At 58.7% G+C, this 14,815-nt stretch carries 16 protein-coding genes; 6 read left to right on the forward strand and 10 right to left on the reverse strand.

Going from position 1 to position 14,815, the window contains the following annotated elements; translation table 11 throughout:
- Positions 1 to 5: 5 nt before the first annotated feature.
- Positions 6 to 749: a 4'-phosphopantetheinyl transferase gene (locus N7D90_RS05620; protein WP_261741247.1), complete on the reverse strand. Its 744-nt coding sequence runs from the start codon at positions 747 to 749 to the stop codon at positions 6 to 8.
- A 132-nt stretch (positions 750 to 881) separates the two neighbouring features.
- On the opposite strand from N7D90_RS05620, the gene N7D90_RS05625 reads away from it, so the two are divergent.
- The 3 genes from N7D90_RS05625 to N7D90_RS05635 all read left to right on the forward strand — a co-directional run bounded on the left by N7D90_RS05625 (position 882) and on the right by N7D90_RS05635 (position 4,691).
- On the forward strand, positions 882 to 1,559 hold the full coding sequence (locus N7D90_RS05625; protein WP_261741248.1) for a response regulator: 678 nt from the start codon (positions 882 to 884) through the stop codon (positions 1,557 to 1,559).
- On the forward strand, positions 1,556 to 2,908 hold the full coding sequence (locus N7D90_RS05630; RefSeq protein WP_261741249.1) for an ATP-binding protein: 1,353 nt from the start codon (positions 1,556 to 1,558) through the stop codon (positions 2,906 to 2,908). The genes N7D90_RS05625 and N7D90_RS05630 overlap by 4 nt, the downstream gene beginning before the upstream one ends.
- 448 nt (positions 2,909 to 3,356) lie before the next feature.
- Positions 3,357 to 4,691 carry a dicarboxylate/amino acid:cation symporter gene (locus tag N7D90_RS05635; RefSeq protein WP_261741250.1) on the forward strand — a complete coding sequence of 445 codons (1,335 nt, stop codon included), beginning with the start codon at positions 3,357 to 3,359 and terminating at the stop codon, positions 4,689 to 4,691.
- A 49-nt stretch (positions 4,692 to 4,740) separates the two neighbouring features.
- Here the strand turns inward: N7D90_RS05635 and N7D90_RS05640 are convergent, their stop codons facing one another.
- Together N7D90_RS05640 and N7D90_RS05645 are read right to left on the reverse strand one after the other, a co-directional pair.
- Positions 4,741 to 5,235, reverse strand: a complete 495-nt coding sequence (locus N7D90_RS05640; RefSeq protein ID WP_261741251.1) for a SprT family zinc-dependent metalloprotease — start codon at positions 5,233 to 5,235, stop codon at positions 4,741 to 4,743.
- A gap of 192 nt (positions 5,236 to 5,427) precedes the next feature.
- On the reverse strand, positions 5,428 to 6,030 hold the full coding sequence (locus N7D90_RS05645) for a Yip1 family protein (protein ID WP_261741252.1): 603 nt from the start codon (positions 6,028 to 6,030) through the stop codon (positions 5,428 to 5,430).
- A gap of 267 nt (positions 6,031 to 6,297) precedes the next feature.
- Here N7D90_RS05645 and ttcA point away from each other — a divergent pair, with 267 nt between their 5' ends.
- Together ttcA and N7D90_RS05655 are read left to right on the forward strand one after the other, a co-directional pair.
- Positions 6,298 to 7,122, forward strand: coding sequence for a tRNA 2-thiocytidine(32) synthetase TtcA (ttcA, locus tag N7D90_RS05650; protein WP_261741253.1), 825 nt, complete (start codon positions 6,298 to 6,300; stop codon positions 7,120 to 7,122).
- Between the two features lie 19 nt (positions 7,123 to 7,141).
- The gene (locus tag N7D90_RS05655) at positions 7,142 to 7,813 is read left to right on the forward strand and encodes a DNA-3-methyladenine glycosylase I (protein WP_261741254.1); all 672 of its coding nucleotides are present in this window, start codon (positions 7,142 to 7,144) and stop codon (positions 7,811 to 7,813) included.
- A gap of 80 nt (positions 7,814 to 7,893) precedes the next feature.
- Here N7D90_RS05655 and N7D90_RS05660 read toward each other — a convergent pair whose 3' ends face one another.
- Genes N7D90_RS05660 through arsC form a run of 3 tightly spaced genes read right to left on the reverse strand, consistent with a single transcriptional unit; the run spans position 7,894 to position 9,255 of the window.
- Positions 7,894 to 8,307, reverse strand: coding sequence for a DUF2069 domain-containing protein (locus N7D90_RS05660; protein WP_261741255.1), 414 nt, complete (start codon positions 8,305 to 8,307; stop codon positions 7,894 to 7,896).
- Positions 8,300 to 8,905 (reverse strand): NAD(P)H:quinone oxidoreductase, encoded by a 606-nt coding sequence (wrbA, locus tag N7D90_RS05665; protein ID WP_261741256.1) that lies wholly within the window; start codon positions 8,903 to 8,905, stop codon positions 8,300 to 8,302. The genes N7D90_RS05660 and wrbA overlap by 8 nt, the downstream gene beginning before the upstream one ends.
- On the reverse strand, positions 8,902 to 9,255 hold the full coding sequence (gene arsC / locus N7D90_RS05670; RefSeq protein WP_261741257.1) for an arsenate reductase (glutaredoxin): 354 nt from the start codon (positions 9,253 to 9,255) through the stop codon (positions 8,902 to 8,904). Before arsC ends, wrbA begins: the two co-directional genes overlap by 4 nt.
- Positions 9,256 to 9,381: 126 nt before the next feature.
- Here arsC and N7D90_RS05675 point away from each other — a divergent pair, with 126 nt between their 5' ends.
- Positions 9,382 to 9,846: a TlpA disulfide reductase family protein gene (locus N7D90_RS05675; RefSeq protein WP_261741258.1), complete on the forward strand. Its 465-nt coding sequence runs from the start codon at positions 9,382 to 9,384 to the stop codon at positions 9,844 to 9,846.
- Positions 9,847 to 9,936: 90 nt separating this feature from the next.
- Here the strand turns inward: N7D90_RS05675 and N7D90_RS05680 are convergent, their stop codons facing one another.
- Genes N7D90_RS05680 through N7D90_RS05695 form a run of 4 tightly spaced genes read right to left on the reverse strand, consistent with a single transcriptional unit; the run spans position 9,937 to position 14,639 of the window.
- Entirely contained in the window at positions 9,937 to 10,341 is a 405-nt protein-coding gene (locus tag N7D90_RS05680) for an META domain-containing protein (RefSeq protein ID WP_261741259.1), read from the reverse strand.
- Positions 10,338 to 10,775: a hypothetical protein gene (locus tag N7D90_RS05685; RefSeq protein WP_261741260.1), complete on the reverse strand. Its 438-nt coding sequence runs from the start codon at positions 10,773 to 10,775 to the stop codon at positions 10,338 to 10,340. Before N7D90_RS05685 ends, N7D90_RS05680 begins: the two co-directional genes overlap by 4 nt.
- A 51-nt stretch (positions 10,776 to 10,826) precedes the next feature.
- Positions 10,827 to 11,816: a 2-hydroxyacid dehydrogenase gene (locus tag N7D90_RS05690; RefSeq protein WP_261741261.1), complete on the reverse strand. Its 990-nt coding sequence runs from the start codon at positions 11,814 to 11,816 to the stop codon at positions 10,827 to 10,829.
- Positions 11,817 to 11,873: 57 nt separating this feature from the next.
- Complete coding sequence (locus N7D90_RS05695; protein WP_261741262.1) at positions 11,874 to 14,639, reverse strand: response regulator; 2,766 nt, start codon at positions 14,637 to 14,639, stop codon at positions 11,874 to 11,876.
- Positions 14,640 to 14,815 lie beyond the last annotated feature (176 nt).

The raw sequence follows: 14,815 nt of genomic DNA on the forward strand, positions 1-14,815 counted from the left end.
CGAAATCAGGCGACAGGGTGGGTGTTCCCCCTGATCGCCACCACACTCAGCAACTGCCCTTCAAACAGACAAAATTGCGCGTCCAGCTCGCGCCCGTGTTGCCACTCAGGCGACAGGTCGGTGAGCAAGCGCAGGCGTACCTGGCCTTCGGGTGACCAACTCAGTACTTCAGCGTGTTCAAAGTAGAAGCGTTTTTGCACCAGCGGGAACAGTGCCTTGAACAGGCTTTCCTTGACCGAAAACGTCAGTGTGACCAGTAGGGCGATCTGCTCGGCAGGCCCGGCGGCCATCCGCACAAGTTCGTCCGGGGTGAGGATTTCCTTGGCCAGACGCTGGGCACGCTCGGTACTGAGCAGTTTTTCCAGATCTATGCCCAAGCCTTGCCAGTCACGTTTAAGCGCGACGATAGCCGCCGCGCGGCCGTTACTGTGGGTAATGGCGCCAGTGATATGTGTTGGCCAGACGGGGGCCCGGTCTTCGCCAATGCTCGGAGTGGCGCGGGTGTCGTCCAATTGCAGCAGGGCTGCGCGGGCGCAGAGTCGCCCGGCCAGAAATTCGGCTTGGCGTTTGGCCACCGAGCGTTGAATACTCGCAGGCATTTCAATGGCGCTACGGGCAAAGTCGCCAGTTGCGAGTTGTGAAGGATTGAAGTCGGTGCTCAGCCATACGCTGGCGGGCAGTGCCTGAGGCAATGGCCAGTCAGCGCGCAGAGGCGTGCAGCAGGCAGGCAGGGCGGGAAGTCGGTTCATGCCGAGCATTGTGCCGGGGCTTGGTCCGGCTGTGCAATTGTTCAGAGTATGTTCAGGGCGTACGACTTACTGTGTAGCTAGGCTATAGAGGACACACGTCCTTCGTGACGCGGATTGGCTTGGGAGAGCGCGATGAAATTGCTGGTGGTTGAAGATGAGGCGTTGCTGCGCCATCACTTGCAAACCCGTCTGACAGAAAGCGGCCATGTGGTCGAGTCGGTAGCCAATGCCGAAGAGGCGTTGTACCAGACCGAGCAGTTCAATCATGACTTGGCGATGATTGATTTGGGCTTGCCGGGGCTCGGTGGCCTGGAACTGATTCGACAGCTGCGCGCCCGGGGCAAGACGTTTCCGATCCTGATTCTCACGGCACGGGGCAACTGGCAGGACAAGGTCGAAGGGCTGGCTGCGGGGGCTGACGATTACGTGGTCAAACCGTTTCAGTTTGAAGAGCTTGAAGCGCGTCTCAATGCGTTGCTGCGCCGCTCCAGTGGCTTTACCCAGTCAACCATCGTGGCGGGTGCACTGGTGCTGGACATCAACCGCAAGCAAGCAGTGCTCGATGGTGAGCCGCTGGCGTTGACTGCTTATGAATACCGGATTCTTGAATACCTGATGCGCCATCACCAGCAAGTGGTGGCCAAGGACCGACTGATGGAACAGCTGTACCCGGATGACGAGGAACGTGATCCGAATGTGATCGAGGTGCTGGTCGGGCGCCTGCGACGCAAGCTTGAGGGGGCAAACGGCTTTAAGCCAATCGATACGGTTCGCGGTCTGGGGTATCTGTTTACTGAGCGCTGCCGATGATTCGTTCGCTTCGCGTTCGATTGATGCTGGCGGCAACCTTGTTGGCCGTGTTGTTTATGCTGGCGTTGCTGCCAGCGATGCAGGGAGCGTTCAGTTTGGCGCTCAAGGACGCTATTGAGCAACGTTTGGCGTCGGATGTAACCACGCTGATTTCAGCGGCAAAGATGGAGAAAAATCGCCTGAAAATGCCGGAGCTGTTGCCGGATGAGCAATTCGACCTGCCGGACAGCCGCGTGCTTGGCTACATCTATGACCGCGAGGGGCACCTGGTGTGGCGGTCGCGGGCGACGCAAGAAGAAACCATCAACTACAGGCCGCGCTATGACGGGCGCGGCAACGAGTTTGCGAGTATTCGCGAAGACAATGGCGAAGAGTTTTTTGTCTACGATGTAGAGGTCAAGTTGCTAGGCGGCAAGAGTGCCGCCTTCAGCTTTGTTGCCTTGCAACCGATGCGCGAATACAACCTGACACTGGCAGGCTTGCGCGAAAATCTTTACCTGGGCTTCGGCGCCGCTTTGGTTGTGCTGCTGGCATTGCTATGGATTGGTCTGACGTGGGGGTTACGTGCCTTGCGACGTTTGAGTCAGGAACTGGATGAAATCGAGACCGGCAAGCGCGAGAGTCTCAGCGAGCAGCACCCTCGGGAGTTGTTGCGTCTGACCGGCTCGCTGAACCGTTTGCTGCAAAGCGAACGCGAGCAGCGTACGCGTTATCGCGATTCGCTCGACGACCTGGCCCATAGCCTGAAAACGCCCTTGGCTGTATTGCAGGGGGTGAGTGAAAGTATGGCTCAGCGCCCGGCAGAGCGTGATCAGGCCTGGGTACTGCAAAGCCAGATCGAGCGCATGAATCAGCAAATTGGCTATCAGTTGCAACGGGCCAGCTTGCGTAAAAGCGGTCTGGTACGTCATCAGGTCGAGCTGCTGCCGGTGGTGCAAAGCCTGTGCAACACGCTGGACAAGGTGTACCGCGACAAGCGGGTCAAGATCAGTTTTGACATTCCGGAGCTGAGCCATGTACCAATCGAACAGAATGCCTTGCTGGAACTGTTGGGTAACCTGCTGGAGAACGCCTACAGGCTGTGTCTGAGCCAGGTACGCATCAGCTTTCACCGTAATATTCACGGGATTGAGGTGTGCGTGGAAGACGATGGCCCGGGTGTGCCGCCGGATCAGCGCGCGCGGATCCTGCAACGCGGCGAACGCCTGGATCGTCAGCATCCGGGGCAGGGCATTGGTCTGGCAGTGGTCAAGGACATCATTGAAAGCTATGACGCCACCTTGACCCTGAATGATTCGTCGTTGGGCGGGGCGGCGTTCCGGATTCATTTTCCGGCGGTGGTCCTGTAGCAGCTGCCGAAGGAACGAGGCTGCGTTCGATTGCGAAGCAATCGTAAAATCTGTGTCCGCGGTTTAACTGAAAGACCGTGATCTCTGGTTTTACGACGGCTTCGCCGCCGAACGCAGCCTCGCTGCGCTCCTCAGCGGCTACAGAGATACTTCAAGCCTGCTCGCGAGGCGGATATCCGCCATCTAACCCGCCCCCACGACCTGAATGGGCGGAATCCCGCCAAATGCTGTCCTACAAAATCAGTCTGTAATTTCCTACAAGATCAGGCGCTATAGGCCATTGAGGGGTTTTTGCCCAATGTGGCCCACGGCTTGCAATAAGTGCGAGAGGTCTGCCGTAAGAGCAGCTCCAAAAACAAATCCCTCCAAGTACAGGAGGGTTCGCGCTTTAGGTATCACCAGTCTCAGACGGAATGATGATTGAGTGACGCACTTGAGGAACTTAGCAATGACGACTCGTCAGCCACTGTACAAATCACTGTATTTTCAAGTAATCGTAGCTATTGCGATCGGCATCTTGCTGGGCCATTTCTACCCGCAAACCGGTGTTGCACTTAAACCGCTGGGTGATGGTTTCATCAAACTGATCAAGATGGTCATCGCGCCCATTATTTTCTGTACGGTGGTAAGCGGTATTGCCGGTATGCAGAGCATGAAATCGGTCGGCAAGACCGGCGGTTATGCGTTGCTTTACTTCGAAGTCGTGTCGACCATTGCCCTGTTGATCGGGTTGATTGTAGTTAACGTGGTTCAGCCGGGCGCTGGCATGCACATTGATGTGTCCACGCTGGACGCAAGCAAAATTGCTGGCTACGTGACAGCTGGTGCGGACCAGAGCATCGTTGGCTTTATCCTCAACGTGATCCCGTCGACCATTGTTGGCGCCTTTGCCAACGGTGACATCCTGCAAGTGCTGATGTTCTCGGTAATCTTCGGTTTCGCCCTGCATCGCCTGGGTGCTTACGGCAAACCGGTACTGGACTTCATCGACCGCTTCGCCCATGTGATGTTCAACATCATCAACATGATCATGAAGCTGGCGCCACTCGGTGCGCTGGGTGCCATGGCTTTCACCATCGGCGCTTACGGCGTAGGTTCGCTGGTGCAGCTGGGCCAGTTGATGATCTGCTTCTACATCACTTGCGTGCTGTTCGTGCTGATCGTGCTGGGCGGTATTGCCCGCGCTCACGGTTTCAGCGTTCTGAAGCTGATCCGCTACATCCGTGAAGAGCTGTTGATCGTACTGGGCACGTCCTCGTCGGAATCAGCCCTGCCACGCATGCTGGTGAAAATGGAGCGCCTGGGCGCGAAGAAGTCGGTAGTAGGTCTGGTGATCCCGACCGGCTATTCGTTCAACCTCGACGGTACTTCGATCTACCTGACCATGGCGGCCGTGTTTATCGCTCAAGCGACTGACACCCACATGGACATCACGCACCAGATCACTCTGCTGCTGGTGTTGTTGCTGTCGTCCAAAGGCGCTGCAGGCGTGACCGGTAGCGGCTTTATCGTGCTGGCTGCAACCCTGTCGGCTGTAGGCCACTTGCCGGTGGCAGGCCTGGCGCTGATTCTGGGTATCGACCGCTTCATGTCTGAAGCCCGCGCGCTGACCAACCTGATCGGTAACGCTGTGGCAACTCTGGTTGTGGCCAAGTGGGTTAATGAGCTGGACTCCGACACGCTGCAAACAGAGCTGAACTCCGGCGGTCGCCCGCTGGAAGATACTCGCCCGCAAGATGACCTGGGTGTGGCCGAAGGCCCGGCCCCGGTGTTGTTGAAGTAAGTTTGAGCGCATAAAAAACCCGTCTTCGGACGGGTTTTTTTATGCCTGCTTATTCGACTCGGGTTTGGCCGCTGAACACCAAGGTCTGGCGGCAGCGTCGGCACAGATAGCCGCGGCCTTGCCTGACCAGTGCGTGACGCTGGGCCGAAAACGCGAAGTCGCTGTCCGGGCAGGGGCAACGGTAGATATAGCGCGTGGCGCTGCGCCGTTTGATTGCGTAGGTATGACAGCGATTGGGGGGCAGTTCGTACACCCCGCGCATGATCAATTGCCATTCTTCGCCGTGGGGTGCGATGCGCTCGCCAAACAGTTGATGGGCAATCAGGTGCGCCACTTCGTGGGGGACGGTTTGCTTGAGGAAATCTTCACTGTTTTCGCGGTACAGCTGCGGATTGAAGCGCAGCAGGTTTTCGTGCAGATGGGCGACACCGGCTTTTTGCCCGCGCAGCTTGAAGCTGACGACGGGGCGTTTGAAGGGGCGTTTGAAAAACACTTCAGCCTGTTGGAAACAGTCTTCGACGCGGGTATTGAGTGACTCGGGCATTCGATTCGGTTCTCCAGAGCAGGCGATTATGCCGCAAGCCGTGGTGGTTCCGAAGTATTGAGGTGCCGAATGGTCATGACGCAAAACCTGTAGCCGCTGCCGCAGGCTGCGATAAGGGTCGAAGGACCTTCAAAAATCAGGTCCGCTGCGCGACCCATCGCAGCCTGCGGCAGCGGCTACAGGTAGTGCCTGCTAATTGGTATACACCGGCCCTACGCCCAGGCCCCAGACAATCACGGTAAACGCCATGATCGCCACCAGAACCACCAGGCCTACTGCCAGCACCGAACTTGAAAACAGAAAGCCTTCATCCGGATCGATGCTCATAAAGGTCGGCAAGCCGACATACAGTAAATACACCGTGTAGCAAATGGCTGCGGTGCCTACCACCATACCCAGCCACATATGCGGATACAGCGCCGCCAGCCCGCCAATAAACAGCGGTGTAGCGGTATAGGTGGCAAAGGCCACGCAACGCTGAAGGCTGGGTTGGGCATCGTAAGTACGGGCCATCCAGTGGACAAACGTGCCCATTACCGCGACGCCCGCAAGCATTGCGATGTATGACATCAGGGTCATCCACAAAGCGCTGTCGAGGGTCAGCATCACCGGTGCGCGATTACCGATGACCCAGCCCACCTGGGTCGTGCCAATAAACGCAGAAATGGCCGGAATCGCAGCCAGGATCAGCGTGTGAGTGAAGTACATATGGCCGATGCTTTCTTCTGCATCAGAACGGATCTCGCGCCACTCTTGATCGGGGTGGGTGAAAAGGCCCACTACGTGATGGATCATGGCTGTCGCTCCTGTATGAGACGCATCGCCCCCAGTGGGACGCGTGCCGGTCGCGCAGCCAGAACGTATGAACAACCAGGCAGGCATGCGGCCTTAAACGCAAGTATAGGAAACCTGTCAGACAATAGAACCGGCCCTTTAGAGCATATTGTGCTGTCAGATACGGGCTTATCGCATTGGCGTCTTTAGGCGGCAAAGGGTTCGTTGGTTGCGTTTTTTTCGGTAAAATCTGCGGCTTTTGGTCTTAACTCGCGGAATTGAAGCGCTATGGGCACTCTTTCGGTCTCTCAAAACAAACTCCAGAAACGCCTGCGTCGATTGACCGGTGAGGCTGTGGCCGACTTCAAGATGATTGAGCACGGTGACAGGGTGATGGTGTGCCTGTCGGGCGGCAAGGACAGCTACACGCTGCTCGATGTGCTGCTGCACCTGCAAAAGGTCGCGCCGATCCAGTTCGAGATCATTGCCGTGAACATGGACCAAAAGCAGCCGGGCTTCCCCGAGGATGTGCTGCCGGCCTACCTCAAGTCGCTGGGCGTGGAATATCACATTGTTGAAAAGGACACCTACTCGGTGGTCAAGGAACTGATCCCCGAGGGCAAGACCACCTGCTCGCTGTGCTCGCGCTTGCGTCGTGGCACCTTGTACACCTTTGCCGATAAAATCGGCGCGACCAAGATGGCCTTGGGTCATCACCGCGATGACATCATTGAAACCTTTTTCCTTAACATGTTCTTTAACGGCACCCTCAAGGCAATGCCGCCCAAGCTGCGTTCCGATGACGGGCGCAATGTGGTGATCCGTCCGCTGGCGTACTGCAACGAGATGGACATTCAGGCCTACTCCGACTGGCAGCAGTTCCCGATCATTCCTTGTAACTTGTGCGGTTCGCAGGAAAACCTGCAGCGCCAGGTGGTCAAGGACATGCTCAAAGAGTGGGACCGCAAGACGCCGGGCCGCACCGAGAGTATCTTTCGCAGCTTGCAAAATGTGATGCCGTCGCAGTTGGCGGACCGTAACCTGTTTGATTTCGCGAGCCTGAAGATCGACGAAACCGCCGCGTCGCGATTCGTCAATCTGCTCAACCTGTAAATTGCCGAGAGGAGAGGGCATGCGCGACTACAAATGGCTGCACGAATACTGTTTGAATCGCTTTGGTTCGTCAGCCGCATTGGAAGCCCAGTTACCCGTCCCGAAAACTGCGGAGCAATTGCGCCATATCAGCGATGATCGCTACCTGTCGACCTTGGCCCTGCGCGTTTTTCGAGCCGGGCTCAAGCACAGTGTGGTCGATGCCAAGTGGCCAGTGTTTGAGGAGGTGTTCTTTGGCTTTGATCCTGAAAAAGTGGTGCTGATGGGTGCCGAGCATCTGGAGCGGTTGATGCAGGATGCGCGGATCATTCGCCACCTGGGCAAGCTCAAGAGCGTGCCTCGCAATGCGCAGATGGTGCTCGACATTACCCATGAGCACGGCAGCTTTGGTGCGTTTATCGCGGATTGGCCGGTGACCGATATCGTGGGGTTGTGGAAGTACCTGGCCAAACATGGACATCAGTTGGGCGGTTTATCGGCGCCGCGCTTTTTGCGCATGGTCGGCAAGGACACCTTTGTGCCCAGCTATGACGTGGTGGCCGCGTTGAGCGCGCAGAAGCTGGTGGACAAGGCACCTACCAGCCTGCGGGACCTGGCGATCGTGCAGAACGCGTTCAACCAGTGGCACGCAGAAAGTGGCCGGCCGATGTGCCAGTTGTCACAGATGCTGGCGCTTACGGTGAATCACTAACACCGCAAATCCCTGCAGCCGCTGCCGCAGGCTGCGATAAGGGCCGCCATCGCAGCCTGCGGCAGCGGCTACAAGGGAGGTTACGCGCCTTCGCCTTTCAGGCGCCGATCCAGCTGGTAACGCCAGCGCACAAACAGCATCGCACTGACAAACACTGCCACGCTGGCGGCGATTTCCAGGATGCCGAACACTTGGCGGTTCGGGTCGAACGCGGCCAGCGCCCCCTTGATCAGGTACAGGTTGACCACGTAGCAGGTGAACGAGTGCCCGCGTGCACTGCCTTTGAGCATGCCCGGCACCAGCAGCATCAGCGGCACCAGTTCAATCAGCAGAATGACCCACGGGCGTGCGCCATGCAGGTCGGCAAACACCAGGTAGTAAGCGCATAACAGGCCGATCAGACCAAAGAAGCACACCAGGCTCAACACCCGCATCAGCCGTACCCGTGGCTCCAGCCACTCGATGGACGGCAGCACTTTTGGCTTTTTAGCCACGGTTGTTCTCCAGTTTCAGGGCGATAGTGGCCAAACGCTGACCCAAAGCCCGGCACAGGGTCACTTCGTGTTCGTCCAGCCCGCGTTTGCCATCGGCGCCCGCATGATGGCTCGGTCCATAAGGCGTACCGCCCGCCGTGGTGTGCAGCAAGGACGTCTCGCTGTAGGGCAGGCCGGTGACCAGCATGCCGTGGTGCATCAACGGCAGGAGCATCGACAGCAGGGTACTTTCCTGGCCGCCGTGCAGGCTGGCGGTGGAGGTGAACACGCCAGCCGGTTTGCCGACCAGCGAGCCCGTTAGCCAGAGCGTGCTGGTGCCATCCAGAAAGTATTTAAGTGGCGCGGCCATATTGCCGAAGCGTGTCGGGCTGCCCAAGGCCAGTCCCGAACAGTTTTTCAAGTCGTCGAGGCTGGCGTACATGGCGCCTTGATCCGGAATGGCGGGGGCCACGGCTTCGCATTCGGTGGAGATGGCGGGCACGGTACGCAGGCGCGCCTCAAGGCCGCCTTGCTCGATGCCACGGGCAATTTGCCGGGCCATCTCACTGGTCGAGCCGTTGCGGCTGTAATACAGAACCAGAATGTAAGGCGCGCTCACGGCAGGATCTCCAGGACTTTTTCTGGTGGGCGGCCAATCACGGCCTTGTCGCCTATGACCAGGATCGGCCGCTCGATCAGCTTGGGGTGCGCAGCCATTGCGTCGATCAGCTGTGCTTCGCTAAGGCTGGTGTCCGCCAGGTTGAGGGCTTTGTACTCGTCTTCACCCGTGCGCAGCAATTGCCGTGCGCTGATAGTTAGCTTGGCCAGCAGCTCGCGCAGTTGCGCGGCGTCCAGGGGCGTTTCGAGGTAGCGCACCACCGTGGGGGTCAGGCCTCGGGCTTCGAGCAGTTCAAGCGCACCGCGCGATTTCGAGCAGCGCGGGTTGTGATAAAGCGTCAGATCGGTCATGTGCGGGTCGCATCTTGCGTAAGGTGGCGGCTATTCTACCCGCCTGACGGGCGCGCCTGAACCGTATGCGGTAAATGGCCGCTCGCTGATGGCTTTTTGTATGTATTCATCGAGAAGGATCAACACATGTTAAAGCGACTCATGGCAGTAGCTGCCGTCACTGCCACGTTATTGTTGGCTGGCTGCGGAAATGATTATGGGGTCGATCAACACGGACAGAAGATCGCCTCCGAGCGTCTGGATAAGCAATGGAAGGTCATCAACTACTGGGCGGAGTGGTGCGGGCCGTGCCGCATAGAAATCCCTGAGCTCAACGCGTTGGAAAAACAGCTGCAAGGGCAGTCGGTTGGGGTGTTCGGGGTTAATTTCGATGGTTTGCAGGGCAAGGAGCTGAGTGACGCGAGCAGTGCGCTGGGTATCACCTTTACCGTGCTGGCGCAGGATCCGGCTGAAGTGTTCGATCTGCCGCGCAGCGAAGCATTGCCGGTGACTTACATCATTGATGACAAGGGCAAGGTACGTGCGACCTTGATGGGTGAACAGACGGCGGCCGGGGTGTTGGCCAAGATCAAGGAATTGAAGGGGGTTTGAGTGATGCCATCGCGGGCAAGCCCGCTCCCACAGCGTTCTGCGCTAATCATGTGGGAGCGGGCTTGCCCGCGATTCAGGCGCCGCGGTGTATCAGCCTTCTTCTGGCCACAGCCGTAGCGGCTTGCCTTCAGTTGGCCAGAAACGCACCTGCTCAACCGGCGAGATGTCCCAGCGTTGTACGGTCTGCAGTGCTTCGAAGAACCGATGCTCCTGCTCCATCAGCGCCGGGGCGCAGGCTTTGCGGGTGCTGCCCACGCCACCAAAGGTCAGCTTGTCGCCGTCCAGGGTGTAAGGCGCGAACCAGTGATTGCAACCACCACTGCCATAGGCCCGGCCAGCATTGTCCAGGGTCACGGTCAGGTGGCTGCTGTCGATCAACGGACGTTCGCCAATCCACTCCAGGACGTAGGTTTGGTTCTGCTGCAACTTCACCGGATCACCCGCACAGCCCGCCAGGCTTGCGCCTAGCACAGCCAGCAGGATCAGGCGTTTCATGGCGCGGCCTTTTGGCATTGCGGGCACACGTGCTTGCTGCCTTCAGTGCTCCAGCCCAATTCGGCAATACGCGCCGAGGCTGCCGGTTTTTGCGCCTTGGTACCCAGTTTTGCGTCGACCGCAAACTCGAACTTCAACTCTTTGGCGCACGTGTCACAGTTGACCTGCCACTCGTGAATCGCCAACTCGCCGAAAACCGGACCTTTGGTCACGGCAACCCACTGGCCACGCGGGTTGATCAGGTGGCGGACCTTGTCGACGCTCAGGCGCATGGACAGGGTCTTGCTGCCTTTGAGGGTGACAATCAGCACGTCACCGGCTTGAATCGAACCACCGTTGCCGGTGACTTGATACAGGCCTGGCGCCAGAGCGCGGCATTCAATCAGGGTGTGCTGCGGGTTAAGCAGGCTGTAGCGAAAATCGTGTTCGACCATGGGTCCTCCAAGTAAGCCGCTATGCTAGCACGCAGATATCAAAGTCCAGGATCAACCTTCGATCAGGTTTTGCGCCGTACCGTTTTTCCAGGCCGCGATATTGCTCAGAGTAGTAGTGGCAATCGCACTCAGCGCTTCACGGGTCAGAAATGCCTGATGGGCGGTGATGATCACATTGGGGAAGGTCAGCAGCCGCGCCAGCACATCATCTTGCAAGGGCAGATCGGAGCGGTCTTCGAAGAACAGCTGCGCTTCTTCCTCGTATACATCCAGCCCCAAATAGCCCAATTGGCCGCTTTTCAGCGCTTCGATCAGCGCTGGAGTGTCGACCAGTGCGCCACGTCCGGTGTTGATCAGCATGGCGCCGTGTTTGAGGGTGGCGAGGCTGGTGGCGTTGATCAGGTGCTTGTTGTCTGCGGTCAACGGGCAGTGCAGGGAGATGATGTGCGACTCGGCCAGCAACTCGGGCAAGCTCACGTATCGAGCGCCCAGAGCCAGCAGTTCGGCGTTTGGGTATGGATCAAAGCACAGCAGCTTGCAGCCGAAACCGGCCATGATTTTGCCAAAAGTGGCGCCGATCTGACCGGTGCCGACCACGCCCACGGTTTTGCCCACCAGATCAAAGCCGGTCAGCCCGTGGAGGGTGAAATCGCCTTCGCGAGTGCGGTTGTAGGCACGGTGCAGGCGTCGGTTAAGCGCAAGAATCAAAGCCACGGCATGTTCTGCGACGGCGTGCGGGGAGTATGCAGGCACGCGCACCACGCTCAAACCCAGGCGTTTGGCCGCTGGCAGATCAACATGGTTGTAGCCGGCCGAGCGCAGGGCAATCAGTCGTGTGCGGCCTGCGGCCAGTTGCTCCAGTACTGGAGCGCTCAGGTCGTCATTGATAAACGGGCAGACCACTTCGTAATCATGGGCCAGCGCCGCGGTGTCTAAGGTCAGGCGCGCCGGCTGGAAGTGCAGCTCGTTACCGTCAGGTTGTTCGGCGGCGGCGAAGCTGTCGCGGTCGTAGGTCTGGCTGCTGAAAAGGATTGTGCGCATGGGGTCTTCCTTGGTGGGTGTACACAGACCGTCTGTGAGAGCGGGCATGTGTTTGTTTTATGCGCTACTGCGCGCTTCCTTGGCCAGGCGGATGATGGCCACGTCCAGTTCTTCAAGGGCCGCGCTGGCGTTAGGGCTTGCCTGTTTGAGCAGGGTTTCACTGCGCTGGCAGGCCGCCCGCAATTGCGGGACGCCGCAGTAGCGCGTGGCGCCGTGCAACCGGTGCACGCGCTCAATCAGCGCGTTGTTATCTTTTGCGTTGCGCGCCTGCTGGATGGCGTCGCGGTCAGCTTCCAGCGAGGCCAGCAGCATGGCGAGCATATCGATGGCCAAATCCGGCTTGCCAGCGGCCAGGCGCAAGCCTTCTTCGTGATCGAGCACAGGCAATTGCGCGTTGTTGCGGACCGGTTCGTGGTGGTTTTCGCTGACTTGATTGCGCAAGGCCAACCCGGTCCACTTCAACACCACTTGGGCCAGTTGACGTTCGCTGATCGGCTTGGTCAGGTAATCGTCCATGCCGCTTTGCAGCAGGGCACGTTTTTCGTTGGCCATGGCGTGGGCCGTCAGCGCGACCACCGGCAGCGGTGTGCACTGGCGCTCGCTTTCCCACTGGCGCAGGACTTCGGTGGTTTCGCGCCCGTCCATGCCGGGCATTTGTACGTCCATCAGTACCAGGTCGAAGTCTTGCGTCTTGACCGCTTCAATTGCGCAGTAGCCACTGTCTGCGGCGGTTACTTTGGCGCCCATGCCTTCAAGCAGGGTTTGTACCAGCAGCAGGTTGGCCGGGTTGTCATCGACACACAAGATTCGCGGGGCGCGGCTGGCCAGTGGTTCACCGGGTTCGGCCCGGGCTTGTCGGGGGCTGACCAGATCGGCCAGGGCCCGGCGCAATTTGCGCGTGCAGGCGGGCTTGGCCTGAAGCTGGCCGTGGGGGGCGGTGACTACGGTGTTAAACAACCCCTGCTCGGTGGTTGGGCACAGCACCAGTACCTTGCAGCCCATGTGTTCAAGGTCCCAGATGTGCTGGTTGAGACGCTCGGGCGGCGTGTCATTGGCCGTGACTCCGATCACCGCCAGGTCTATCGCCAGGGAGGTCTGATGGGCGCCGGTCACGCAGTTGGTGAGGTTTTCGAGGGTGGTGCAGGGCGTGACTTCCAGCCCGCAGTCTTCCAGTTGGTGGTGCAGGGCCTGGCGGGCCAGATCGTGTTTTTCCAGAATTGCTACACGGCGGCCCAGCAATGGCGCGCAGGGCAGGTCTTCGACATCATCGCGGGCTTTGGGCAGTCGCACGCTGATCCAGAACACCGAACCTTCACCGGGCGTGCTTTCTACGCCGATTTCACCGCCCATCTGTTCCACCAGCCGCTTGGAAATCACCAGCCCCAGCCCGGTCCCGCCGGGTTGGCGCGACAGTGAATTGTCAGCTTGGCTGAAAGCCTGGAACAGTGCCCGGATGTCCTGGGCGGTGAGGCCGATGCCGGTGTCCTGCACGCTGATGCGCAGTTGCACGCTGCCATCGGTTTCGTTTTCGTCCTGGTCTTCAAGCATGGCGCGCACAGCGATGGTGCCTTCGCGGGTGAACTTGATGGCGTTGTTGACCAGGTTGGTGAGGATTTGCCTGAGCCGCAACGGGTCGCCGATCAGCGACAGCGGCGTGTCGCGATAGACCAGGCTGACCAGTTCCAGCCCTTTGTCGTGGGCCGAGGGTGCGAGGATGGTCAGGGTGTCTTGCAACAGGTCACGCAGGTTGAACGGGATCGTGTCGAGCACCAGCTTGCCGGCCTCGATTTTCGAAAAATCGAGAATCTCGTTGATGATTCCGAGCAGGTTATCGGCCGATTTTTCAATGGTGTTCAAGTAGTCGAACTGGCGCGGGGTCAGTTCGCTTTTTTGCAATAAATGGGTAAAGCCAAGGATGCCATTGAGCGGGGTGCGGATTTCGTGGCTCATATTAGCCAGAAACTCGGACTTTATACGGCTGGCTTCAAGGGCCTCCTTGCGCGCCAGGTCGAGCTCCAGGTTTTGGATTTCAATGGTCTCAAGGTTTTGCCGTACATCTTCGGTGGCCTGATCGACGCTGTGTTGCAGTTCTTCCTGGGCATTGTGCAGGGTTTCGGCCATGCGGTTGATCCCCGACGCCAACTCGTCCAGCTCGTGACTACCCAGTGGTGGCAAACGGGTTTCAAGGTGGCCGTCCTTGAGCTGCGCCACGGCCTGTTTGATTTGGCCCAGAGGTGCATTGATGGTGCGGCTCATGCGCAGTGCCAGCAGGGTGGTCAGCACCAGTCCGGTAACAATCAGCAGCAAGCTGGCGAACAGGTTGCGATAGCTGCGCAGCAACATGCCGTTGTGGGACAGCTCCAGCTCGACCCAGCCCAGCAGGCGGTGCGCTTCGTTGGGGATCACATCGCCGGCCAGGTTGCGATGGCGGCCAAATACCGGCAGTAGATAGCGCGTGGCATCGTAGTCGGTACGCTGTTGCAGATGCGTGCTGCTGCCCAGCGGTGCCTGATTGAGCATGATCGGCCCGGCATGGGCGAGCGGCTCGTGGTTGGCATTGAGGAACGCTACGGCCCGAACGTCCTGCTGCTCGAGGGATTCGGTGGCGATACGGGCCAGCAATGCGGTGTCATGGCGACCCATGGCCGGAGCCACCAGCGGGGCGAGTTGCTCGGCAATCATTTCGCCGCGCTGCAGCAACTGGGATTGCAGTTCGGACTGTTGCAGCCAGGTGAAGTAGCCACCGAGTACGCTTGCCATCAAGCTGACGGGCAATAACGTAAGCAGCAATACGCGGCCTTTGATACCGAGGTTTTTAAGCACGCAACTCTCCAGCCCTGCATTTTTTAAGAGTGACCCGGGCATTCCGTTCAGGCCAGGTGGCAGTGTAGCCACTTGGTGCCTGGCAAATCTTTGAAAATTTGCCATCAATTTTCGATTATCGGTCCCGCTAAAGTCCGTGCCGGTTGCCCGCAGTGGCTCAATCTTGAATAATCAAT

This window comes from Pseudomonas fragi, assembly GCF_025426255.1.
Lineage (GTDB): Bacteria > Pseudomonadota > Gammaproteobacteria > Pseudomonadales > Pseudomonadaceae > Aquipseudomonas > Aquipseudomonas kulmbachensis.

Bases quoted from the DNA above. Each gene is read 5' to 3' on its own strand.
- N7D90_RS05630 (WP_261741249.1), top strand. From the start codon at position 1,556: ATGATTCGTTCGCTTCGCGTTCGATTGATGCTGGCGGCAACCTTGTTG.
- N7D90_RS05635 (WP_261741250.1), top strand. From the start codon at position 3,357: ATGACGACTCGTCAGCCACTGTACAAATCACTGTATTTTCAAGTAATC.
- N7D90_RS05640 (WP_261741251.1), bottom strand. From the start codon at position 5,235: ATGCCCGAGTCACTCAATACCCGCGTCGAAGACTGTTTCCAACAGGCT.
- N7D90_RS05675 (WP_261741258.1), top strand. From the start codon at position 9,382: ATGTTAAAGCGACTCATGGCAGTAGCTGCCGTCACTGCCACGTTATTG.
- ttcA (WP_261741253.1), top strand. From the start codon at position 6,298: ATGGGCACTCTTTCGGTCTCTCAAAACAAACTCCAGAAACGCCTGCGT.
- N7D90_RS05655 (WP_261741254.1), top strand. From the start codon at position 7,142: ATGCGCGACTACAAATGGCTGCACGAATACTGTTTGAATCGCTTTGGT.
- N7D90_RS05685 (WP_261741260.1), bottom strand. From the start codon at position 10,775: ATGGTCGAACACGATTTTCGCTACAGCCTGCTTAACCCGCAGCACACC.
- N7D90_RS05625 (WP_261741248.1), top strand. From the start codon at position 882: ATGAAATTGCTGGTGGTTGAAGATGAGGCGTTGCTGCGCCATCACTTG.
- N7D90_RS05645 (WP_261741252.1), bottom strand. From the start codon at position 6,030: ATGATCCATCACGTAGTGGGCCTTTTCACCCACCCCGATCAAGAGTGG.
- arsC (WP_261741257.1), bottom strand. From the start codon at position 9,255: ATGACCGATCTGACGCTTTATCACAACCCGCGCTGCTCGAAATCGCGC.
- N7D90_RS05680 (WP_261741259.1), bottom strand. From the start codon at position 10,341: ATGAAACGCCTGATCCTGCTGGCTGTGCTAGGCGCAAGCCTGGCGGGC.
- N7D90_RS05690 (WP_261741261.1), bottom strand. From the start codon at position 11,816: ATGCGCACAATCCTTTTCAGCAGCCAGACCTACGACCGCGACAGCTTC.
- N7D90_RS05620 (WP_261741247.1), bottom strand. From the start codon at position 749: ATGAACCGACTTCCCGCCCTGCCTGCCTGCTGCACGCCTCTGCGCGCT.